This is a genomic window from Dokdonella soli (genome assembly GCF_039523175.1).
In the GTDB taxonomy this organism is placed as follows: Bacteria; Pseudomonadota; Gammaproteobacteria; order Xanthomonadales; family Rhodanobacteraceae; genus Dokdonella_A; species Dokdonella_A soli.
In genome coordinates, this window is sequence record NZ_BAAAEU010000007.1 from 13447 (window position 1) to 33456 (window position 20010).

Sequence of the window (20010 nt, forward strand, 5' to 3'; positions counted from 1 at the left end):
AAGCCTCCGTTCAGCGCAGCACGCTAGTGCAGGAATCGGCGCGATTCGTGGCGCGCACATGGCGAGGCAGCGGCGATGCAAGACGAAGCACCGCGAAGGCTCCCTCCTGTCATTCCGGCTTGCACCGGGATGACAGCATTTCCATTCACCGTTCCTAGTCGCAGCAGCCGTCACCGCCCTTGACCGTGTGCGCATGCGACGCCGCGACGCCCTGCGTGAGCCCCTTGCCGCTGGCGATGTAGTGGTCCGCGATCACCTGCGCGACGCACATCGACATGCGCTTGCCGGTCGGGATGTGCAGGAATTCGTTCGGGCCGTGCGCGTTCGAGTGCGGACCGAGCACGCCGGTGATCAGGAACTGCGCGCCCGGGAACTTCTCGCCGAGCATGCCCATGAACGGGATCGAGCCGCCCTCGCCGTTGTAAGCGACGGGCGCTCCGAAGAATTGCTTCGAGGCCGCGTCGACGGAATGCTCCAGCCACGGCGCCAGCGCCGGCGCTTCCCAGCCGCTGCCGGCTTTCTCGAGCTCGAACGTGACCTTCGCGCCGTATGGCGGATTCTTTTCGAGCAGGCGCTTGAGGAACTCACCGCCCTTCGCTGCATTCAGCGTCGGCGGCACGCGCAGGCTCAGTTTCACTGCCGTGTAGGGACGCAGTACATTGCCGGCCGAATCCAGCGCCGGCAGGCCGCCGACACCGGTGATCGACAGCGCCGGTCGCCACGTGCGATTCAGCACGAGCTCGGCGAGGTCCGCATTCATCGGCTGCATGCCGTCGACCAGCGGGAACTTGGAATACACCGCGTCGCCGAGGATCTCGGCGGTACGCTTGGCCTGTGCGACGCGCTGCGCCGGGATCTCGACATGCAATTCCTGCGGCAGGATCTTGCCGCTCGTTTCGTCTTCCAGACGCGACAACACCTGGCGCAGGATGCGGAAGCTCGATGCGACCACGCCGGATGCGTCGCCCGAATGCACGCCCTCCTCGAGCACCTTGACCGTCAGGTTGCCGCCGGTCAGGCCTCGCAGCGAGGTAGTCAGCCAGAGCTGGTCGTAGTTGCCGCAGCCCGAATCGAGACAGACGATCAGCGACGGTTTGCCGATGCGTGCGGCCAGATGGTCGACGTAGTACGGCAGATCGTAACTGCCCGATTCCTCGCAGGCTTCGATCATCACCACGCAGCGCGCGTGCGGGATGCCCTGCGCCTGCAGCGCGAGGATCGCGGCGAGTGAGCCGAAGATTGCATAGCCGTCGTCGGCACCGCCGCGGCCGTACAGCTTGTCGCCTTCCAGCACCGGCTTCCACGGTCCGAGGTGCGCGGACCAGCCGGTCATCTCCGGCTGCTTGTCGAGATGGCCATAGAGCAGCACGGTGTCGGTACTCGCCGCATCAGTGCCGGGGATTTCGATACCCCCGCTACGCCCCGTAGCGGGGATTTCGATAAAGATCAGCGGCGTGCGGTTGGGCAGGCGCACCACTTCGAGCTGCATGCCCGGAATCGGCTGCGCCTTTGCCCACGCCTCCATCAGCGCGACGGCCTGGTCCATGTAGCCGTGCCTGGCCCAGTCGGCATCGAACATCGGCGACTTGTTCGGAATGCGGATATACTCGGTGATCTGCGGAACGATCTGCTCGTCCCAAAGACCGCCGACGAAGCCGCTGAGTGCGTTGGAATCCATCTGTTCACCTGTTGATCGTGAGCGGGGGACGCGCTGAGCGGGCAATGCCGCCGCACGACAAGGGCCGATCGGCCGCGCATCGCAAGCGGCGAATCGTAGCGGATCGGAGGTCTTTCTTCGCGTGCCGAAGCACGCACCGGCGATTGATCAGTTCGGCCACGCACGGATCGCGCCGCAGCCGAGCCATGTGAACAGGGCCAGCAGCCGGCGCCACGGCGAGCGCGGTGCTTCGGGCGCTGGCACGGCGGCGAGACGCTGTGCCAGATCGGGATCGGCGATGTGGCCGTGCAGGAACAGCAATCCGGTCCAGGGGGTCGGCATAGACGGTCTCCGTTTCGTTGGGCTGTGCACTGCTATTGGTCGTGCGTTTCGCCGGACAGCGCGGTCGCGCGCATCGATGGCCGCATGCAGAAGCGCTCGTACCATGCCGCGAGCCGTGGCCGGCCGTTGCCGAATGCGTAGACGTCGCGGAATTCGATCCAGCTCAACGCCGTCGCGACCGCGATGTCGCCGATGTCGGGCGGGCGATCGCCGTCGAGATCGTGTTCGAGGAAATCGCAGGCGGCGGCGATCTTCTGCAGCTGGCCGTCGCGCAGAACTGGCCAGCGCAGCGCCGGTGGCCGGCGCTCGACTTCCCAACGCACCGCGATGCCGGCATCGGCGATGCCCTGCGCGACCGCTTGCGCGCGCAGCGCGCGCCAGCGCCGCGGCGGATCATCCGGGATCAGGCGGCGATTCTCATGCAAGCCATCCAGGTATTCACAGATCACGTCGGAGTCGAACAGCACGAAGCCATCGTCGCAGATCAACACCGGCACCTTGCCTAGCGGATTGAGCGCGAAGATTTCTTCATTCCGCAGAAGCGGACTCGTTTCGTGATGGATGACGTCCAGCCTCTGGTCGAGCCCCATTTCATGGGCCGCGACGAGGACCTTGCGCGCGTAGGGGGAGTGCGTCTGATAGAGGAGCTTCATATGGATGTCTTCCAGAGAAAGTAACGACGAATAGCGGGAACGGCGCCCCACGATGGCAGGTGTGGCTAAGGCTGCAGCAACCGGTCGCGCAGCTCGATCGAGATGTTTCCACCGCACAGGATCGTCGCGACGCGCCGTCCCGCGAAGCGATGCGGCTCCGCCACGACCGCGGCGAGACCCGCGGCTCCGGCTGGCTCGACGACGAGGCCGATACTCCGATGGATCAGCTTCATCGCCTCGAAAATCCGATCCTCCGACACTGCGACCACGGCATCGCAGCAATCCCGCAACAGCGCCAACGTCGCTGGGATCGGGACGCGGACCGCGATGCCGTCCGCGATCGTGTTTGCGCAATCTGTTTCGATGACGCGCCCGGCCTCGAGTGAGCGCTTCATCGCAGGAGCATTTTCCGCAACCACCGCGATGATCTCCGCATTGGGAGCCGCGTGACGGAGAGCCGTGCCGACGCCGGCGAGCAGCGCGCCGTTTCCCAGTTGCACGACGATGACATCGAACGTCGCCGCCGCCGCGAGCTCAAGCCCGACCGTTCCTGCGCCCTCCGCGATCGCCGGCTCCGCGCCGTCCTCGACGAAACGCATGCCGCATTCGCTCGCATGGCGTCGCGCGGCCTCCTTGGCCGCATCGAAATCCACGCCGGCGAAACGGACCTCGGCGCCGAGTCGGCGCATCGCATCGACCTTGACGGGATTGGCCGTCTCCGCGACGAAGACCGTGCACGCGTGACCTCTCATTGATGCAGCCCGCGCGAGTCCCTGCCCGAAATTTCCGGCGGACGCGCAAACGACGGCTTCTCCACGCTTCAATGCCTTCGCCGCGAACAGCTCCGTGCCGCGTCCCTTGAACGAGCCGATCGGATTTGCGATTTCGACCTTGGCCAGCACATGGCAACCGAGCGCCGCATCGAGCGCTGTGTCGGTTGTCGTCGGTGTATCCAGGAACACCGGATCGATCCGACGTGACGCCGTCAGGACATTCGCGATTTCGACCGTGGACCCCATGCGGAAGACCCTTGCGCGTTGGCGTTTGGAAGTACCGCCCATGCTAAAGTCCGGCCGCGCGGCATGGCCGCGAATCCCGCCGCGAGCGCGGGAATTTCCCCCGCGTTTCGAACCGTTTGCGCTAAATGCCACTGGAACTCGACAAGTACGACAGCCGGATCCTCGCGCTGCTGCAACGGAACGCGCGTCTGTCTGCCGAGATGATCGGCGCCGAGATCGGCCTGTCGGCCTCCGCCGTGCAACGGCGCACCGCGCGCCTGCGCGATGAAGGGGTCATCACGGCGGAAGTCGCGATCATCGATCCGCGCAGCGTTGGCCGGCCGTTGACGATGATCGTCGACCTGGAGGTCGAAGGGGAACGGCTCGAGTTGGTGGCGAACCTGAAACGCTGGATCGCCGGCGAAGCGGCTATTCAGGAAGCCTGGTACGTCACCGGTGACGAGGATTACGTGCTGATCGTGACGGCCCGCGATGTCGACACCTACGAGGCGCTCATGCAGAAACTGCTCGTCGAGAACGCCAATGTGCGGCGCTACCGCACGCGTGTCGCACTCGGGACCCTGAAGCGTGGCATGAACGTCCCGGTGGACCTGTAGTCGTTGCACCCGGCGGCCAGCCGTTGCGCGTGCACGCATATCGTGCGCTTCGGATGCCGATGCTCCATGAAGGAATTCCACTCCATGCGGGTGCAGGAGTGCGCGTAGGAAATTTCCTACGCGCCACATCGCCGTGTTCCTACGCCGGGTTGCGCCGCGCTGCGCTGCCGGCAGCGCAGCGCCCTGCCTAGACTTCCGGTATCCGCGCCCATGCGCCCATCGTTCGAAACAAGCTTGCCGATGAAGACGCTCCGACGACTCCTCCTGACCCTGCTGCTCGCGCTCGCGCTGCCGACGCTCGCGGCCGCGCAGGTCGACATCAACCACGCCGACGCGAAGACGCTGGCCGAATCACTGAACGGCATCGGCCTGGTCAAGGCCGAGGCGATCGTCGCGTACCGCAACGCGAACGGCCCGTTCAGGAATGTCGAGGACCTTGCCAAGGTCAAGGGCATCGGCGCGAAGACGATCGATGCAAACCGCGATGCGATCGTGATCGTCACCGCCCCGGCGAACCCGCACAACGCCGCCAGCAACGACCGGCCGTACGCCGCGCAGTGACGCCGCGGTCGCGCGGCGCCTGAAGCCATCCGCGCAGCGACACCGCGCCGCAGCCACGGCCCGGGAGCCGGCGTGCTAGACTCGCGGCCCGCCGAAGGGCGGTCCAGCGCATGATCCTCCCCCGTTACCACATCGGCCCGTCGTTGATCACGGGCGCAGGGCAAGGCTTGTTTCTCGACGAGCCGGTCGCGCGTGGGCGCCTGATCACCGCGCCGGACGCGATTCCGCAGGTCTACACGTTCGCTGAAATCCTCGCCCTGCCGGATGCGGACAAGCTGCTGCCGGCCACCGTGCGCTGGTTCGAGGACCGTTACACGGTCACGCCGGAATGGCCGGACGAGTGCTACATCAATCACGCTTTCTTGCCGTGCGGAGTCTGGCATCTCGGTTTCGTGTTCGCCGTGGCCGACCTCGACGCGGGCACCGAGATCACCGTCGACTATCGCCATCTGCTTGCGCCGGGCCAGGAAGAAGATTTCCGCGACTCGCAAACCGGCGATCCCATCGTAGGCTTCACCTGGATCGAAAGCCTGCGCGCGTCCACCACCGCGCTCGCCGCATTGCTGGCTTGAACCTTCCGATGATCGAAATTCCTCGTATCGAGACCGAACGGTTGCGCCTGACCGCATTCGGCGACCGTCATTTCGAGGCATATGCCTCGATGCTCGCAGATGCGAGCAGCACGCGCTTTGTCGGCGACGGCCAACCGCTCGACCGCATGAACGCCTGGCGCTCGATGGCCATGCTGCTCGGCCACTGGGCGCTGCGCGGCTACGGCATGTGGGCGGTGGAACTCAAGGACAGCGGCGAATTCGTCGGCCGCGTCGGCCTGCACAACCCGGAAGGCTGGCCCGACCTTGAACTCGGCTGGATGCTGATGCCGGCGCGACGCCGCAAGGGCTACGCCACCGAAGCCGCGCGTGCCGCACTCGATTTCGCCTTTACCCAAGTGAAGGCGTTGCGCGCGGTCAGCCTGATACGCGTGGAGAACAGCGAGTCCGAACGGGTCGCGCGACGTCTCGGCGGACGCCAGGCCACGACGATCGACTTCCTCGGCCACGCAACGCTGGTCTACGTCTATCATCCACCGGAACTCGATTGACGGAGTGAAGCCGCGATGCGTCTGATCGCCGCGAAGGACTGCCATCGCACACGCTGGAAGAACGACGGCGGCTGGACCACCGAGCTCGCGCGCGATCCGGCCGATGACGCCACCGACTTCCGCTGGCGCGTCAGCATCGCCGAGATCGAGAGCGACGGACCATTCTCCGCGTTTCCCGGCATTGCCCGCGATCTGCTTCTGCTCGAAGGCAACGGCATCGAGCTCGACATCGACGACAACGCGCCCGTGCGCCTGACCCGGCGTTTCGAGCGCGTGCATTTCAACGGCGAGTCGAGAGTGCACTGCCGCCTGCTCGCCGGTCCGACCCGCGACTTCAACGTGATGGTACGTCGCGACGCGCTGCGCGCCGAAGTCGTCGCACGACCGCTGGTCGGTTCGATGGTGATCTTCCCGGAACCCGGCGTCGAGTGGTTCGTGCACGCATTCGCCGGCCACGCCAGCGCGCGCGGCGGAACCGGAGAACTCGCGCTCGAGACAGGCGCTTCGCTGCATCTCGATTTCCACGGCGCCGACGCGGGCCGCGTGCTGCTCGATGGCGCGGGCGAACTGGTGCTGGTGAAGTTCGCGCCGGTCGCAGGCGGCTGAGTCCGCGCGGCGCGGCATGCGTCGCGTGCCGTTGCATCCGGCCGGCCATGCGTCGACGCGCATGGCCGGCCACGCACGCCGGCGATCAGAAGCGCAGGTTCACGCCAACCCGTAGCGAACGCGGCGTGCCCGGCGTGATGTTGTTGTTGCTGTTCGCGTTCGCGTAGTACTTGCGGTCGAACAGGTTCTCGACGTTCGCCTGGATGCGCAGGTTGTCGTTGACCGTGTAGTAGACGGCCGCGTCGAAACGCGTGAACCCTGGCAGCGTGACGTGATTGTCGGTCGAGGTGAACATTGCGCTGCGATGGATCGTGCCGAGGCCGACGCCCCAGGCGGGCGAGAAGTCGTAGCGATTCCACAGCGAGAACGTGTGCTCCTGCAACTGTGCCAGCCGGGCGCCGGCCTGCGCGCTCGCCGACTGCGTGCGCGTGATCTCGCCATCCTGGTACGCGTAGCCGCCGATCACCTGCCACGCCTGCGTGAGGTTGCCGGCGACTCCTAGCTCGACGCCCTTCGTCGTCTGGCCGTCGACCAGGATGGACAGCGTCGGATCGGCCGGGTCGGGCACCGCCACGTTGCTGCGATCGAGCCGGTAGACCGCGAGCGTCGCGGCCAGGTCGGGACGCAGGTCCCACTTGGCGCCGATTTCGACGTTGCGGAACTTCTCCGGTTCGAGCGAACGGTTGCTCGCCGACAGCGACGACAGTTGCTCGCCGGCACGTGGCATGTAGGCGACGCTGTAGCTGGCATACAGCGACAGCGGTTCGAGCGGTTTGTAGACGAGGCCGGCGCGCGGCGACAGCGGCGAATCGGTGGCGGAAACCAGCGCGCCGTTGCGGTTGTTGCGCAGGTCGATCTCGAAGCGATCCTGGCGGACGCCCAGAATCGCGCGAAGCCCGGGCGTCAACTCGATCTGGTCCTGCGCATAGAGCGCCGCCACCGAAGCCTGTCCGCTGTTGTTCGCGTCGGTCGCACTGGGTGCGAACACGATCGGCAGCGGCGCGATCGGACGGGTTACCGGCACGTTGACCGAGGTCGCATTCGCGCCGAGCGAGGTGAAGTAGCCGGTCAGACGCAGGTTGTCGGTGTCCTGGCGTCCGATCTCGCCGCCGACCAGGACCTCGTGCCGCAGCGCGCCGGTCGTGAAATTGAACGTTAGGTCGGTCTGGTTGAACAGGTTCGTGCGATCGGTCGCGTTGCTGTAGGCAGACAGCGCCACCTCGGTGCCGGCCGCATTCACCGCGCCCGGAAACACGTTCTGGTAGAACTTCGTGTAGTCGGCATAGCGCGTGCGGTTGCGCAGCGTCGCACCGTTGCCGAACTCGTGATCGATCAGCAGGTTCAGCGCATCGACCTCGGCATGGGTCGGGCTCAACGCTGCGCTGCCGAAGAACGTCGAGGGATCGGTCTCCAGTGGCCGCCCCTGGAACGACGGGATGCCGCGATCGGCGGTGCGCTCGTCGCGAAAATGCTCGTAGCCGGCGGTGATCAGCGTGCTTTCGCCAGCGCGGAACGACAGCGTCGGATTGATGCCCCAGCGTTCCAGCGAATAGCCGTCGCGGTAGCTGTCGGAATCCTCATGGACGCCGGTCACGCGCAGCGCGAGCGTGTCGCTGAGCGCCTGGTCGACGTCACCGGTAATGCGGCGGTCGTTCCACGATCCGGCGGTCAGGCCAAGCTCGCGCGTGTTGGACCAGCCGGGCGCCTTGCTGACGCGGTTGATCACGCCGCCCGAGCCGCCACGGCCGAAGATCATCGCATTCGGTCCCTTCAGCGCCTCCACGCGCTCGATGTTGTAGAGGTCGCGGAAATACTGCGTGTCGTCGCGGATGCCGTCGATGTAGAAATCGGCGGTGGAACTGTTGCCGCGGAAGATCGCGGTGTCGCGATTGCCCTCGCCCTGCGCGAAGCCGATGCCCGGCACGTAGCGCACGGCCTCGGCCATGCTCTGGATCGCCTGGTCGCGGATCTGGTCCTGGGTGACGACACTCATCGACTGCGGGATGTCGCGCAACAGCGTATCGGTCTTCGTCGCCGTCGAAGAGCGCTCGGCGCGATAGCCCTTGCCAGAGGCGCTGACCTCGACTGCGTCCAGCGCGGTACAGGGAGCGTCGAGGCGGTCCGCGTCGGCGTCTCCGGCATCAAGCTCGGTGGCATCCGGCGCCTCTGCCGCACGCGCCTCCGTCAGCGTGAGGTCGGGGCACATGCAGGCGGCTCCGAGAGCGGCGACAAGCAGGTGTTTCGGCGTTGCCGAGCGCGCAGCGATGAAGGGAGCAAATGACATCGTTACAGTCCTTCGATGGGGAGATGAAATGTCGGACGCACGCTCAGGTCGCGCCCGCGTTGGTGTTGTGACGCGGCCCTGCTCACAGGCGTGCGAATGCGCCGTCACGGCGAGCCGAGTTGCGCCGCGCCAGCCACAGCCACCAGCCGCTGATCGCGAACAGCGGCATCAGCAGCGCGATCCCGCGGATCGCATGGGCCGGATACGCGGCCCGCGCACTCGCGATCCATTGGTCCGGCGTCGATGTGCTGCGACCTTCGGCGGTGATGTGCAGCTCGGGGTTGAGCAGCGCAAGGATCGGCTCCTTGAAGCCGAGCAGGCCGCCGGTGAAGCCGACCACGGCCAGCACCAGCCTCGCGATGAGGCCGGCAAGCCAGTGCAGGCGGTATAGAACGCGCTTGAGCGGCAGACGCTTGAACGGAAGCGGCATCGACATCGGCGACTTTCGGGGAGGCGCCGCATTCAATCATTAATGCGAATCATTCGCAACTGCGTTTGCAATTATGCACCACTCCTGCTGCGATGCGATCTCATGCGCGCCTCGCCGGATCAAGCCTTCTGTGCGGGCTTACGTGCCATTGCGATGGACTATGCGCCGCGCTGACTCCCGCGCGCACGCCGACCGCGCAACCCGTGCAACAGCAACGGCAACGGCAGCGCGAGCCCCACGAGCCAATGCACGAGCGCCACGACTTCGTGCATGCGGTCGCCGCCTGCGTAGTACAGGAGATAGCCGCTGAGCACGAGCACCGACAAGAGTCCGCTCAGCACGATGCCACTCGGCCGCCGTCGTGATTTCCAGCCCGGCACCAGATGGATTGCCCATAGCAGGCCGATCAGCCACAGGCCCGCGAACGCGCCTGCGCCATGCAGGCGCAGCCACCACGCTTCCAGCGGATGCGACATCTCGCCGAACTCGCCGGCCTGGCGCAGGAAATAATGGAATACCAGCCAGCCGATGCCACTGGTCCAGAGCAGGCCGAGAATCCAGTACACGAGCGCCTCGCGACGCGGCGACAGGCGTGCCCGTGCCAATGCCGGATGCGCAGGCTGATGGAAGCGACGATGCTTCACGTGCAACCGAGCATGCGCCAGCCGCGCTTCGCGTCGTGCAGGCAGGCGCTCGCGGCGTGGCGTCGCAACAGGCGCTCACCGACGCGCGCATCCGCGAGCACGACCTTGGTCAGCGCGTCGGCGATCAGGCAAGTCGGGGCGACGACGCTGACCGCACGGTGTGCGCGGATCGTGCGACGCGTGCGCGCGTTCAAATGTCCGCCTCGCCGGCGTCCGCCGACGCGATGACTCGCGGCGTCGACGGCGCTCGTCGCAACCGCCGCATCTGCCAGTTCAACGACCGGCAGCGCGACATCCGGCGCCAGTGCAAACCGCAGCTCCACACGCTCCGATTGCGCCCCGAAGCAACGCAGATCACCGCCTGCGTTGACGCAGGCCGCGACTGCACCGCGCTGCCGCAGCACACCGAGCGCACGATCGACCGCGTAGCCTTTCGCGATGCCGCCGAGATCGAGCCACAACGGCCGCTGGAAACGCACCAATGATCCATCGAGCAGCTCGATATCGCGCCAGGTCGCCTGCGCGTCGGGCGATGGCGAGGACGCCGGTGCCGGCAGGAAATCCCAGGCGACCAGCTGCGCGGCGATCGTCGGATCGAAACGACCATCCGATTCCGCAGCGAGACACAGCGCAGCCTCGAGCACGGCAAAAGTGCGCGCGTCGACCCGCACGGGCGCGGACGCCGCCGCGCGATGCAGGCGCGACAGGTCGCTGGCGGGTTCGTGAAAACTCATCAGCCGATGCACCTCGGCGACCTCGGCGAACGCCGCGTCGATCGCAGCCAGTGCGTCAGCATTGGCGAGTCCGGCGACGCGGATCTCGACGAAGGTGCCAAGCCAGGGTCGCGCGCGCCGCATCTCGTGCATCGCATTCAACCGGCAGCGCGCAGGACGCGTTCGTACAGCTGCAGCAGCCGGTGCACGCCTTCGGTGACATGCCGCGACGACAAGGTCGCGCCGGAAATGTTCTTGATGTCTCGGTCGAGCTGCACCGGTTCCTGCGCAGTCTTGCCTACGAACTGCTTGCGCCACGCCGCGAGCCGCACTTCGCCGCCGTGCGTCTCGCGGTAGTCGAGGATTTCCAGTGAGCGCACCGCACCCGTCGCCTCCAGCGCGAGTGCGTAGGTGATCAGCTCGCTCTTGCCGATCACGCGGTCAACGATCAGCCAGCCGAGGCGCCGGTCACCCGCACGCGCCTCGAAGAGCTGCGGCGACCAGCCCGGTGCGCCGAGCGCAGCCGCGGTCGCCGCATCGATCGGCGGCAGCGCATGGAACTCCGCGGCGTCCGCGAACGCTGCGCGCTGCGCCGCCTCGACGCTCATGTACTGCGTCGCGTACGCAGCGTGGAAGGCCGGCACGGCGACGAGGCCGACCGGCAACAACCAACGCGATCGCGGACTTTTCATCATGGTCAGAATTGGTAGCCGACGCCGAGGTCGAAGCGATTGCCGTAACCCAGCACTTCGTCGGCGATATTGAAGTGCTGGTAGTCCGCCTTGAACACAACGGATGGCGTCAGATAGTAATTCAGGCCGACCGTCCAGACGCGCTCGGTGTCCGCGGTGGGCACGCCGAGGCCCTGCGGCACGGGCGCATACGAGGCCGCCGTGTTGAACGCCTCGTAGCGCAGGAACGGCGCAAGTGACGAATCGCCGCGCTGCCAGACGCGCCACGCGCCCTGCACGTAGCCGCCCCAGAACGACTTCGGCACCGGCGTCGGGTGGCCGACGAAGCTCAGGTTCAGCGCCTCGGTGTCGCTGATCTGCCCGCGCGCATACAGCGCGGACAGATCGAACGGACCCGGCTGCCAGCGCACGTGCGCTTCGCCGAGGGTCAGGCGCGCATTCTTCGCGAGAAAATCCTTCTGGCCCTGACCAACGCCGCCGGTGAACACACCACCGCCAACCGTGAAGCCGGGAATGCCCTGCCAGTTCGCCGCCGCGTACATGGACACATCGCGGGCCTTCGCCAGCTGCATTTCCTGGTGAATGCTGAACAGCGGCGACGCGCGGCCTTCGGTGGCCGTCGCATCCCATTTGCCCAGGTTGAAGCCGGTGGTCAAGCCGACGTTCCAGCTCAATCCCGAGTCGGTGCTGCCGAGCAACGAGACGCCGCCCTCGCGCCAGGTCGAAGGAATGATCGCGGTCTCGACGAAGTTGCGCTCGACCCCGTAGTAGTTGGTCGGCTCGTGGCGCTCGTTGATGAAACCGAGCGGAATCAGGCTCAGGCCGGCGCGCACCGCGACCGCGGGAACCACCTGGTGTTCCACGTAGAGCTGCTCGACCTCGCTCTCGCCGGAATCGGTGGCGGAGACGACCGCGTGCTCCCATTCGAGTTCACCGTAGACATGCGTGTCCTCATCGAACGCATGGCTGAAGCCGATCACCGCGCGGCGCACATCGGCCTTCGCGGCGGACGCTTTCGAGGTCGGCCGGTTGTAGTTGAGTTCACCATAGCCCCAGAGCCGCGTGGAATCGCCGACGCCGATGCCGGCAGGCGACGATGCCGGTGCAGCCGCCACGCTGGCGGTGCCTGCCGCAGGCATGGGCGCCGTTGTGGTTGATGTCGCCGGCTGTGTCGCGGCGATCGATGCCGTGGACGGATTCGCCGTCGGGGCCGCCGCGCGCAGCTGGTTCACTTCGGCCTTGAGCGCACTGAGCTCGGCGCGCATGGCAGCGAGTTCCTGGCGCAGGCTTCCCTCGTCGGCGTGCGCCGGGGCGGTGGCGGCCAGCAGGGCCACGCTCAACGCGGCCATCGGCATTGTTGTTCGCAACATTCAGTCTCTCCAATCAAAAAGTCAGTGCGCCGCCGGCACGTTGCGTGCCGGATCGGCCGTGTCGGTCGCCGGGTCGTAGCCGTCGGTCAGTGTTTGCAGGAACGCGACGAGGTCGTCGATCTCGGCCGCGTCGAGACGCGGTGCCTGGCCGGGCCGCCGGTCGTACGGCACCTCTTTCGTGTTGACATTGCGCTGCAGTTCGAGCGGCAGGTCGTCGAACCTCGAAAGCGTTCCGTCCGCGGCGCGCGGGTAGAACTCCTCGGGATGCGTGTCGCGACGCACGTAGAAACGCACCGCGTCGCGCAGCGTCTTGAACAGGCCGTTGTGGAAGAACACCTGGCGCGTGGCGACGTTGCGCAAGGTCGGTACCTTGAACGCCCCGCACCGATCGCGCAGCGCGACCAAGTCGGTGCGGTCGGGGCCGCACAAACCGAAATCGAAATAGCCGGGGTCCGCGTTCGCGGGAATCTCCCGATTGCGCGGCACGCCGAGATTGTCGTAGGTGTAGTCGGTGAACAGCGGCGGCGAGCCGTCGCTGCCACGGGTGCTTGGATGGCAGGCCACGCAATTGCCCTTGTCCTTGCGGTTGAACAGCGTCAGGCCACGCAATTCGGCCGGCGCGAGCATCACCCTGCCTTGCAGGAAGTAGTCGTATTTCGAATCGAACGGATGCAATTCGGGAGCAGACTTCTCGAACGCGGCGATCGCGAAGCGGGCGCGCAGCAGTGCGCCCTCGGCATCGTCGAATGCATCGTTGCCGAACTGCTTCCGGAACTCGTCGGCGTAGCTGGCCGCGGCGAGCTTTGCGGCGACGGTCGCCGCGTCGCCATTCGCCATTTCGTGCGCGGCGAGGAATGGACGCTCGGCCTGGTCGATCAGGCTCGCCGCGCGGCCGTCGCGATTGAAGCCGGCGGTCGGCGTGCCGTCCTTGGCGAAGAAGAAGGCGCCGCCGTTGAGATAACGCAGCGAAGGCACGCTGCGGAAACCCGGCACGTCGAGTCCCGCGCCGCCTGACTGCACCGCGAGCGCGTTCGACTGCGCGTGCGCATGCGCCGGATCGTGGCAGCTCGCGCACGACATGCGGCCCGACGCCGATAGCGAGGGATCGAGGAAGATTTCGCGTCCCAGCGTGGCGACCGTCAGCGCTGACGAGGCGGCATCGGCTGCAACGGCACTGGCGGACAACACGGTTAGGAAAACGGCCGCACACAAGTGGCCACGCAGCCGGCGAACCGGCGCCGGACAGGAATGCCGCATGGGAACCCCGTCAACAAGTCGTTAAATTAGATGCGAACGATTCTCAATCGTTCTATTATTTTTGTCAACGCACGTGGACGGCTTGCCGTGACATCGCCCGCCCCATCGCGGTCGGGCTCGATCCTCGCGTTGATTCCTGGGCAGCACACTAGAATGCGTCGATGCGCGTACTCATCATCGAAGACGATGCCGCGATTGCCGATGCGATCGGTGCGGCCCTGACCAATGCCGGACACGTAGTCGATCGCCTCGCCAGCGGGCGCCAGGCGGATGCGGCATTGCGTGACCACCCCTACGACCTGATCGTGCTCGATCTCGGCCTGCCCGATATTGATGGCGTCGAGTTGCTGCGCCGGCTGCGCCAGCGCGCGGACGCGGTGCCTGTGCTGGTCGCGACCGCGCGCGAGGAGCTCGAGGAACGCGTGCGCGCGCTCGATCTCGGCGCCGACGACTACCTGGTCAAGCCCTTCGCGCTGCGCGAGTTCGAGGCGCGCGTACGCGCACTGCTGCGTCGGCGCACGACCCAGGGGGTGCCCGAACTCCAGCTCGGCCACCTGCGCCTGGACCTGCCGCGGCGCCGCGCACATGTCGACGATGCGCCGCTCGAACTCACCCCGCGCGAATTCGGCCTGCTCGAAGCGCTGGCGGCGCGACTCGACCGCGTGATGAGCCGCGAGCAGCTCGTCGACGCGCTGTGCAGCTGGGACACCACGCTCACCGACAACGGCCTCGACATCGCGGTGTACCGCCTGCGCCGCAAGCTCGAAGGCAGCGGTGTGCGCATCCGCACCGTACGCGGCCTCGGCTACCTGCTGGAGGCCGGCGATGCAGCGGCCGGTTAGTCTGCGGCGGCGCCTGCTGACGATCCTGGCCGTGCCGATGACGCTGGCCTGGCTCGGCAGCGGTGCGCTGATCTATGTGCTCGCGCTGCACTACGCGAACATCAACTACGACCGTTCGCTGGTCGACAGCGCACATGCGCTGGAGCGCATGATCCGCAGTGAATCGGGCGAGCAGGAGCTGAGCCCGCAGGTGCGCATCCTGATGGAGTACGACTCGGTCGACCCGAGCTACTACGCGGTACGCAGCCTGCGCCACGGCGTTCTCGCCTCGAATCTCGAACTGCCGCTGCCCAGCCCGGTGCCGGCCGTCGGCGCACCGGCGCGACTCGACTCGATCGTTCGCGCCGGTCGCAAGCTGCGCATGGCCTCGCTCGCGCTGGCCGACCATGAGACCGGCGACACGATCGTGATCTCGGTCGCCGAAACCCTGCGCGAGCGACACGCACTGGCGCGCGAGATCCTGGTCGGCACGCTGCCGATCGTGCTGCTGCTGGTTGCGTTCGTCCTGGTGCTGGTCTGGTTCGGCGTCAGCCGCGGCCTGCGCCTGCTCGATCCGCTGACCGAGCAGATCGCGGCGCGGCGCGCGCGTGACCTGTCCGCGCTCGACCAGAGCCAGGTGCCGGTCGAGATCCGGCCGCTGACGCAGACGATCGACGCGCTGTTCGCGCGCCTGCGCACCCTGCTCGACCTGCAGGAACGCTTCATCGCCGACGCCGCGCACCAGCTGCGCACCCCGCTCGCGGGACTGCGCCTGCAGGCCGAGCGCGCACTCGCCGATCCGCGCCCGGAGAGCGTGCGCGACGCGCTGACCCACGTCGAGCGCCTGTCCGCGGGTGCCGGCCGCGCCGCCGGCCAGCTGCTCGCACTGGCACGCGCACAGACCTCAAACGACGACGATGCGCCGAGCAGCCCGGTCGACCTCGCCCATCTCGCGCGCGACTACATCGGCGAACGCGTGCCCGACGCGCTGGCTGCGCGTGTCGATCTTGGCTACGAAGGCCCCAGCCACGGCGCCGAGGTCGCGGGCGATGCGGTGATGCTGCGCGAGGTGCTGGTCAACCTGGTCGACAATGCGCTGAACTACGCGGGCGAGCACGGCACGGTCACCGTATCGGTCACTTCGGAAGCGCGCACGGTCGCGCTCGCGGTCGAGGACTCCGGTCCCGGCGTGGCCGAGGAGTGGTGGCCGCGCCTGGGCGAACGCTTCTTCCGGCCACCCGGCAGCTCGCGCGAAGGATCGGGACTTGGGCTCGCGATCGTACGCCGTGTCGCCGAACGGCATCGCGCCGCCGTGGTATTCAGCCGCGGCCGCGACGCACTCGGGCTGCGCGTGACCTTGCGCTTCAGCGCGCTGCCGCAGGGCGACGCTCAGCGGTCGTCACGCGTGTAGACAATGCCGTCCTCGACCTTCACCGGAAACTTGGCGGTCGGCTCGTAGGCCGGCGGACACAGCACGTCACCGGTGCGGATATCGAAACGTGCGCCATGGCGCGGGCATTCGATCTCGTGGCCCTCGATCACACCGCCGGTCAGCTCGCCACCGTCGTGCGTGCACAGATCCTCGATCGCGTACAACTCGCCGTCGATGTTGAACACCGCGATCGGCGTGTCGCCATCGTAGACGTTGCGGTATTCACCGGGCAGTAGTTCGGCGGTCGCGCAGACCCTGACCCACCCGCTCATGCGTACATGCCGCTCACAGCGATTTCACCAACAGCTCGAAACGCAGGTCGTCGCGCTTCGGGATGCCAAATCGCGCGTCGCCATACGGGAACGGTTTGTACTGGCCGGTGCGCCGGTAGCCGCGGCGCTCGTACCATGCGATCAGCTCGTCGCGGATCGAGATCACGGTCATCTGCATCTCGTTGCATTGCCATTCCTCGCGCGCGATGCGCTCCGCCTCGGCCAGCAGCGCGCGGCCGACGCCGCCACCCTGCAGGTCCGGACGCACCGAGAACATGCCGAAATAGCCGGCCTCGTCGAGCTTCTCGACATGCGCGCAGGCGAGTATCCGTCCGTCCGATTCGGCGAGCAGGATGACGCTGCCGGGCCTGTCGATCAGTGCCGCGACGCCCTCCCGATCAGTACGCTGGCCATCGAGCATGTCCGCCTCGGTGGTCCAACCCTGCTTGCTGCCTTCGCCGCGGTAGGCCGACTCGACCAGCGCGACGATCACATCGATATCCGCAGGCCGCGCGGCGCGGAAGATCAGGCGAGCAGGTGCAGCAGTCGCGTTCATGCGGACTCCGGTTCGGTAGTGGTGTGTGCGGTTCCAGCCAACGCCGCGCGCAGGGTCGCCCAAGGCAGCATCGCGCATTTTCGCCGGGCCGGATAGCGATGCAATTCGCGCATCGCGTTGAGCGGCCCAAGCGAGGCATCGTCGTCGCCCGTTTCGATCAGGCGTTCGAAGCGCGCGCCGAGTTCGGCAATGTCCCGCTCGGCGAGATCCACCACGAGCGAGCTCAGCATCGACGCGGTCGCGGTCGCGATCGCGCAGGCCTCACCGGAGAATCGCAGTTCCGCAACGCGCTCATCGAGGCAACGCAGCTCGATGCGCAATGCATCACCGCACAACGGATTCGATCCGTCCGCCGCGTGCGTGCAATCAGCCAGCGCACCACGATTGCGCGGCCTGCGATAGTGATCGAGTACAGCCTGCTGATAGAGCGCGGAGTCGGCCATGAGATCGTCGTGGTCGCGTCGGGACGGTTTACGCGAGCAACTTGCGCACCTTGACGATCGCCGCGACGAAGCGATCGACCTCGTCCCGCGTGTTGTAGAACGCCAGCGAGGCGCGCACGGTCGCCGGCACGCCGTAGAAGTGCATCAGCGGATGCGCGCAATGATGGCCGGAGCGAACCGCGACGCCTTCGTGGTCCAGCAACGTCGCCAGATCGTGCGCGTGCGCGCCCTCGATGAGGAACGAGATCACCGAGGCCTTGCGCGCGGCCTCGCCGAAGATGCGCAAGCCCGGGATCTCCTTGAGCGCATCCGTCGCGTAGTCGAGCAGCGCGTGCTCGTAGGCTGCGATGCGCTCGCGACCGAGCGACTCGACATAGTCGATCGCCGTGCCGAGACCCACGAAGCCCGCGATGTTCGGCGTGCCGGCTTCGAAGCGGTGCGGCGGATCGGCGAACGTGGTCTTTTCGAATCGCACCTCACGGATCATCTCGCCGCCGCCGAAGAACGGCGGCATGTCGCGCAGCAGTTCCTTGCGGGCCCACAGCGCGCCGGTGCCGGTCGGGCCGAACAGCTTGTGCCCGGTCAGCGCATAGAAATCGCAGCCGAGCGCACGCACGTCGACCGGCAGGTGCGGCGCGGCCTGCGAGCCGTCGACCAGCAGCGGGATGCCGCGCTTGCGTGCCGCACGTGCGAGTTCGGCTACCGGATTGATCGTGCCGAGCACGTTCGAGATGTGCGTGACGGCGGCGAGCTTCACGCTCGGCGTCAGCGCGTCAACGAACTTCTCGACGATCAGCTCACCGCTCTGCGAGATCGGCGCGACCTTGAGCTTCGCTCCGGTGCGCTCGCAGACCAGCTGCCACGGCACGATGTTCGCGTGATGCTCCATCGTCGTGACCAGGATCTCGTCGCCGGGCTTGAAGCGCGGCAGCGCATAGCTGTAGGCAACCAGATTGATCGCCTGGGTCGTGCCGCTGGTCAGCACGATCTCGTCGCGCGACGGTGCGTTGATGAAGCGCGCCAGCTTGTCGCGCGTCGCTTCGTACGCGGCGGTCGCTTCCTCACCGAGCTGGTGCACCGCGCGCGAGACGTTCGCGTTCGTCTCGCGATAGAAGCGGTCGACCGCCTCGATCACCACGGCCGGTTTCTGCGCGGTGTTCGCGCTGTCGAAATAGATCAGCGGCTTGTCGTGCACCCTGCGCGTGAGCAGCGGGAAATCCGCGCGGATACGTTCGACATCGAACACGGCGGCGTCTTCGTGCGGACGCGCGGTCATGACAGCGCCTCCGCCTGCGGCAGGCTCGCGGCGAGCAGCGCTCCGATGCGTTCGCGGAGTGCGGCCGGCTCGATGCCGCTGATCACCGCGCCACAGAACGCCGAAACCAGGATGCGACGCGCCGCGTCGAGCGGAACGCCGCGCGAGCGCATGTAGAACAGCGCGCGTTCGTCGAGCTGACCCACCGTCGCGCCGTGTGCGGCCTTGACCTCGTCGGCGTAGATCTCGAGCACCGGCTGGGTGTCGATCTCGGCGAGCGGCGACAGCAGCAGGTTCTTGTTGCTGAGCTGCGCATCGGCGCCATCCGCACCCTCGGCAACCGTGATTGCGCCATGGAACACGCCGCGCGCGCGCTGGTCGGCGACGCCGCGCCAGACGATGTCGCAGGTGGTGTCGCGTGCGTTGTGATCCACGACGAGATGCGTATCGGCATGCTGCCGCCCACGCAAGGCGAACACGCCACGCGAATCGAAGCGTGCGCCACGGCCGGCCAGGTCGACGCGAAAATCGTGGCGCATCGTCTGCGCACCGGTCTCGATCGTGTGCGCGGACAGCGCCGCGTTGCGGTCGAGACGGAACGTATTGCGCCGGATCAGGGTCGCCGCCTCCGCCGCGTCCTGGATCTGTACGAGATCAAGCCGTGCGCCGGCAGCAATCGCGTAATGCGCGACCAGGTTGCCGAGATGCGCGTTCGGGCTCGCGCCGATGTGATGCTCGACCAAGGTGAGTACCGCGCCCTCGCCGAGTTCGATCAGCGCGCGTGCCTGCCATGCAATGTCGGTGTCGGCCGCAGCACCGGCGAAGACCAGATGCACCGGCTCGGCAACACGCGTTCCGCCAGCCACGCGCAGCAGGATGCCGTCAGCCGCGAGCGCCGTATTGAGACGCACGAACGCATCGGCTCGCGTTTCCGCGCCGGCGGGAGCACCGCGCAGCGTCGATGCGAACGCGTCGGGATGTTCGGAGAGTGCCTCGATCGTCAGCCCAAGCTGAGCCGGCGCGACCGACAGATCCCGCCGGAACACACCGTTGACGAACACCAGCCGCGCGCCGGCGACTTCCGGCAGCATGAATGCGCCGGTATTGATCGCCCGCGTTGCTGCATCGGCATCGCCGTCGCGGTAGCGGCGCTGCTCCAGCGCGCGCAGGCTCGTATATTTCCATGCCTCGTCGCGCGCGCCCGGCAGGCCGTCGCGCAGCAGTGCGGTGACAGCCTCACGCCGTACCGCGGAGGCATCCGCGACACGTTCGCCGAGCAGCGATTCGAGCAGCGCGCTGGCCATC

The 20010-nt window shown here is 67.0% G+C and carries 23 protein-coding genes; 7 read left to right on the plus strand and 16 right to left on the minus strand.

Features of this window, described 5'->3' with window-relative positions; all coding sequences use genetic code 11:
• Positions 1 to 154: 154 nt before the first annotated feature.
• The 4 genes from ABD002_RS08405 to ABD002_RS08420 all read right to left on the minus strand — a co-directional run bounded on the left by ABD002_RS08405 (position 155) and on the right by ABD002_RS08420 (position 3671).
• A complete protein-coding gene (locus ABD002_RS08405) occupies positions 155 to 1678 on the minus strand; it encodes a M20 family metallopeptidase (protein ID WP_343789455.1) in 1524 nt (507 codons plus the stop codon).
• A gap of 147 nt (positions 1679 to 1825) precedes the next feature.
• On the minus strand, positions 1826 to 1999 hold the full coding sequence (locus ABD002_RS08410) for a hypothetical protein (protein WP_343789457.1): 174 nt from the start codon (positions 1997 to 1999) through the stop codon (positions 1826 to 1828).
• Between the two features lie 32 nt (positions 2000 to 2031).
• Positions 2032 to 2652, minus strand: a complete 621-nt coding sequence (locus tag ABD002_RS08415; RefSeq protein ID WP_343789460.1) for a glutathione S-transferase family protein — start codon at positions 2650 to 2652, stop codon at positions 2032 to 2034.
• A gap of 65 nt (positions 2653 to 2717) precedes the next feature.
• Complete coding sequence (locus ABD002_RS08420) at positions 2718 to 3671, minus strand: threonine ammonia-lyase (RefSeq protein ID WP_343789463.1); 954 nt, start codon at positions 3669 to 3671, stop codon at positions 2718 to 2720.
• A gap of 125 nt (positions 3672 to 3796) precedes the next feature.
• On the opposite strand from ABD002_RS08420, the gene ABD002_RS08425 reads away from it, so the two are divergent.
• From ABD002_RS08425 to ABD002_RS08445, 5 genes are all read left to right on the plus strand, one after another.
• Complete coding sequence (locus tag ABD002_RS08425) at positions 3797 to 4267, plus strand: Lrp/AsnC family transcriptional regulator (protein WP_343789466.1); 471 nt, start codon at positions 3797 to 3799, stop codon at positions 4265 to 4267.
• Positions 4268 to 4507: 240 nt separating this feature from the next.
• Complete coding sequence (locus ABD002_RS08430) at positions 4508 to 4828, plus strand: ComEA family DNA-binding protein (RefSeq protein WP_343789469.1); 321 nt, start codon at positions 4508 to 4510, stop codon at positions 4826 to 4828.
• A 110-nt stretch (positions 4829 to 4938) separates the two neighbouring features.
• On the plus strand, positions 4939 to 5400 hold the full coding sequence (locus tag ABD002_RS08435) for an SET domain-containing protein (protein ID WP_343789472.1): 462 nt from the start codon (positions 4939 to 4941) through the stop codon (positions 5398 to 5400).
• Positions 5401 to 5408: 8 nt separating this feature from the next.
• Entirely contained in the window at positions 5409 to 5930 is a 522-nt protein-coding gene (locus tag ABD002_RS08440) for a GNAT family N-acetyltransferase (RefSeq protein WP_343789474.1), read from the plus strand.
• A gap of 15 nt (positions 5931 to 5945) precedes the next feature.
• Complete coding sequence (locus ABD002_RS08445; RefSeq protein ID WP_343789477.1) at positions 5946 to 6536, plus strand: HutD/Ves family protein; 591 nt, start codon at positions 5946 to 5948, stop codon at positions 6534 to 6536.
• Positions 6537 to 6621: 85 nt separating this feature from the next.
• Here the strand turns inward: ABD002_RS08445 and ABD002_RS08450 are convergent, their stop codons facing one another.
• The 7 genes from ABD002_RS08450 to ABD002_RS08480 all read right to left on the minus strand — a co-directional run bounded on the left by ABD002_RS08450 (position 6622) and on the right by ABD002_RS08480 (position 13854).
• Positions 6622 to 8820: a TonB-dependent receptor gene (locus ABD002_RS08450; RefSeq protein WP_343789480.1), complete on the minus strand. Its 2199-nt coding sequence runs from the start codon at positions 8818 to 8820 to the stop codon at positions 6622 to 6624.
• Positions 8821 to 8902: 82 nt separating this feature from the next.
• A complete protein-coding gene (locus ABD002_RS08455) occupies positions 8903 to 9256 on the minus strand; it encodes a PepSY domain-containing protein (protein ID WP_343789483.1) in 354 nt (117 codons plus the stop codon).
• 152 nt (positions 9257 to 9408) lie between these two features.
• Positions 9409 to 9894, minus strand: coding sequence for a hypothetical protein (locus ABD002_RS08460; RefSeq protein ID WP_343789486.1), 486 nt, complete (start codon positions 9892 to 9894; stop codon positions 9409 to 9411).
• Positions 9891 to 10760 (minus strand): FAD:protein FMN transferase, encoded by an 870-nt coding sequence (locus ABD002_RS08465; RefSeq protein WP_343789489.1) that lies wholly within the window; start codon positions 10758 to 10760, stop codon positions 9891 to 9893. The genes ABD002_RS08460 and ABD002_RS08465 overlap by 4 nt, the downstream gene beginning before the upstream one ends.
• 5 nt (positions 10761 to 10765) lie before the next feature.
• On the minus strand, positions 10766 to 11299 hold the full coding sequence (locus ABD002_RS08470) for an FMN-binding protein (RefSeq protein ID WP_343789492.1): 534 nt from the start codon (positions 11297 to 11299) through the stop codon (positions 10766 to 10768).
• A 5-nt stretch (positions 11300 to 11304) separates the two neighbouring features.
• Positions 11305 to 12669, minus strand: a complete 1365-nt coding sequence (locus ABD002_RS08475) for a porin (RefSeq protein WP_343789495.1) — start codon at positions 12667 to 12669, stop codon at positions 11305 to 11307.
• Between the two features lie 21 nt (positions 12670 to 12690).
• Positions 12691 to 13854: a cytochrome-c peroxidase gene (locus tag ABD002_RS08480; protein ID WP_343789498.1), complete on the minus strand. Its 1164-nt coding sequence runs from the start codon at positions 13852 to 13854 to the stop codon at positions 12691 to 12693.
• A 233-nt stretch (positions 13855 to 14087) separates the two neighbouring features.
• On the opposite strand from ABD002_RS08480, the gene ABD002_RS08485 reads away from it, so the two are divergent.
• Together ABD002_RS08485 and ABD002_RS08490 are read left to right on the plus strand one after the other, a co-directional pair.
• Positions 14088 to 14768 (plus strand): response regulator, encoded by a 681-nt coding sequence (locus ABD002_RS08485; RefSeq protein ID WP_343789501.1) that lies wholly within the window; start codon positions 14088 to 14090, stop codon positions 14766 to 14768.
• Positions 14752 to 16158 (plus strand): sensor histidine kinase, encoded by a 1407-nt coding sequence (locus ABD002_RS08490; protein WP_343789504.1) that lies wholly within the window; start codon positions 14752 to 14754, stop codon positions 16156 to 16158. The genes ABD002_RS08485 and ABD002_RS08490 overlap by 17 nt, the downstream gene beginning before the upstream one ends.
• On the opposite strand, the gene ABD002_RS08495 is transcribed toward ABD002_RS08490, so the two are convergent.
• Genes ABD002_RS08495 through sufD form a run of 5 tightly spaced genes read right to left on the minus strand, consistent with a single transcriptional unit; the run spans position 16137 to position 20009 of the window.
• Entirely contained in the window at positions 16137 to 16451 is a 315-nt protein-coding gene (locus ABD002_RS08495; RefSeq protein WP_343789507.1) for a non-heme iron oxygenase ferredoxin subunit, read from the minus strand. The genes ABD002_RS08490 and ABD002_RS08495 overlap by 22 nt on opposite strands.
• Before the next feature lie 13 nt (positions 16452 to 16464).
• Complete coding sequence (locus ABD002_RS08500; RefSeq protein ID WP_343789510.1) at positions 16465 to 17007, minus strand: GNAT family N-acetyltransferase; 543 nt, start codon at positions 17005 to 17007, stop codon at positions 16465 to 16467.
• Positions 17004 to 17450, minus strand: coding sequence for a Fe-S cluster assembly sulfur transfer protein SufU (gene sufU, locus ABD002_RS08505; RefSeq protein ID WP_343789513.1), 447 nt, complete (start codon positions 17448 to 17450; stop codon positions 17004 to 17006). The genes ABD002_RS08500 and sufU overlap by 4 nt, the downstream gene beginning before the upstream one ends.
• Positions 17451 to 17478: 28 nt before the next feature.
• Positions 17479 to 18726, minus strand: a complete 1248-nt coding sequence (locus tag ABD002_RS08510; RefSeq protein WP_343789516.1) for an aminotransferase class V-fold PLP-dependent enzyme — start codon at positions 18724 to 18726, stop codon at positions 17479 to 17481.
• On the minus strand, positions 18723 to 20009 hold the full coding sequence (sufD, locus tag ABD002_RS08515; RefSeq protein ID WP_343789519.1) for a Fe-S cluster assembly protein SufD: 1287 nt from the start codon (positions 20007 to 20009) through the stop codon (positions 18723 to 18725). The genes ABD002_RS08510 and sufD overlap by 4 nt, the downstream gene beginning before the upstream one ends.
• Between the last annotated feature and the right edge of the window lies 1 nt (position 20010).

Coding starts and splice junctions, on each gene's coding strand:
- ABD002_RS08450 (WP_343789480.1), bottom strand. CDS start 8,820: ATGTCATTTGCTCCCTTCATCGCTGCGCGCTCGGCAACGCCGAAACAC.
- ABD002_RS08510 (WP_343789516.1), bottom strand. CDS start 18,726: ATGACCGCGCGTCCGCACGAAGACGCCGCCGTGTTCGATGTCGAACGT.
- ABD002_RS08495 (WP_343789507.1), bottom strand. CDS start 16,451: ATGAGCGGGTGGGTCAGGGTCTGCGCGACCGCCGAACTACTGCCCGGT.
- ABD002_RS08440 (WP_343789474.1), top strand. CDS start 5,409: ATGATCGAAATTCCTCGTATCGAGACCGAACGGTTGCGCCTGACCGCA.
- ABD002_RS08455 (WP_343789483.1), bottom strand. CDS start 9,256: ATGTCGATGCCGCTTCCGTTCAAGCGTCTGCCGCTCAAGCGCGTTCTA.
- sufD (WP_343789519.1), bottom strand. CDS start 20,009: ATGGCCAGCGCGCTGCTCGAATCGCTGCTCGGCGAACGTGTCGCGGAT.
- ABD002_RS08500 (WP_343789510.1), bottom strand. CDS start 17,007: ATGAACGCGACTGCTGCACCTGCTCGCCTGATCTTCCGCGCCGCGCGG.
- ABD002_RS08470 (WP_343789492.1), bottom strand. CDS start 11,299: ATGAAAAGTCCGCGATCGCGTTGGTTGTTGCCGGTCGGCCTCGTCGCC.
- ABD002_RS08430 (WP_343789469.1), top strand. CDS start 4,508: ATGAAGACGCTCCGACGACTCCTCCTGACCCTGCTGCTCGCGCTCGCG.
- sufU (WP_343789513.1), bottom strand. CDS start 17,450: ATGGCCGACTCCGCGCTCTATCAGCAGGCTGTACTCGATCACTATCGC.
- ABD002_RS08475 (WP_343789495.1), bottom strand. CDS start 12,669: ATGTTGCGAACAACAATGCCGATGGCCGCGTTGAGCGTGGCCCTGCTG.
- ABD002_RS08415 (WP_343789460.1), bottom strand. CDS start 2,652: ATGAAGCTCCTCTATCAGACGCACTCCCCCTACGCGCGCAAGGTCCTC.
- ABD002_RS08410 (WP_343789457.1), bottom strand. CDS start 1,999: ATGCCGACCCCCTGGACCGGATTGCTGTTCCTGCACGGCCACATCGCC.
- ABD002_RS08425 (WP_343789466.1), top strand. CDS start 3,797: ATGCCACTGGAACTCGACAAGTACGACAGCCGGATCCTCGCGCTGCTG.
- ABD002_RS08490 (WP_343789504.1), top strand. CDS start 14,752: ATGCAGCGGCCGGTTAGTCTGCGGCGGCGCCTGCTGACGATCCTGGCC.
- ABD002_RS08485 (WP_343789501.1), top strand. CDS start 14,088: ATGCGCGTACTCATCATCGAAGACGATGCCGCGATTGCCGATGCGATC.
- ABD002_RS08465 (WP_343789489.1), bottom strand. CDS start 10,760: ATGCACGAGATGCGGCGCGCGCGACCCTGGCTTGGCACCTTCGTCGAG.
- ABD002_RS08405 (WP_343789455.1), bottom strand. CDS start 1,678: ATGGATTCCAACGCACTCAGCGGCTTCGTCGGCGGTCTTTGGGACGAG.
- ABD002_RS08435 (WP_343789472.1), top strand. CDS start 4,939: ATGATCCTCCCCCGTTACCACATCGGCCCGTCGTTGATCACGGGCGCA.
- ABD002_RS08445 (WP_343789477.1), top strand. CDS start 5,946: ATGCGTCTGATCGCCGCGAAGGACTGCCATCGCACACGCTGGAAGAAC.
- ABD002_RS08420 (WP_343789463.1), bottom strand. CDS start 3,671: ATGGGGTCCACGGTCGAAATCGCGAATGTCCTGACGGCGTCACGTCGG.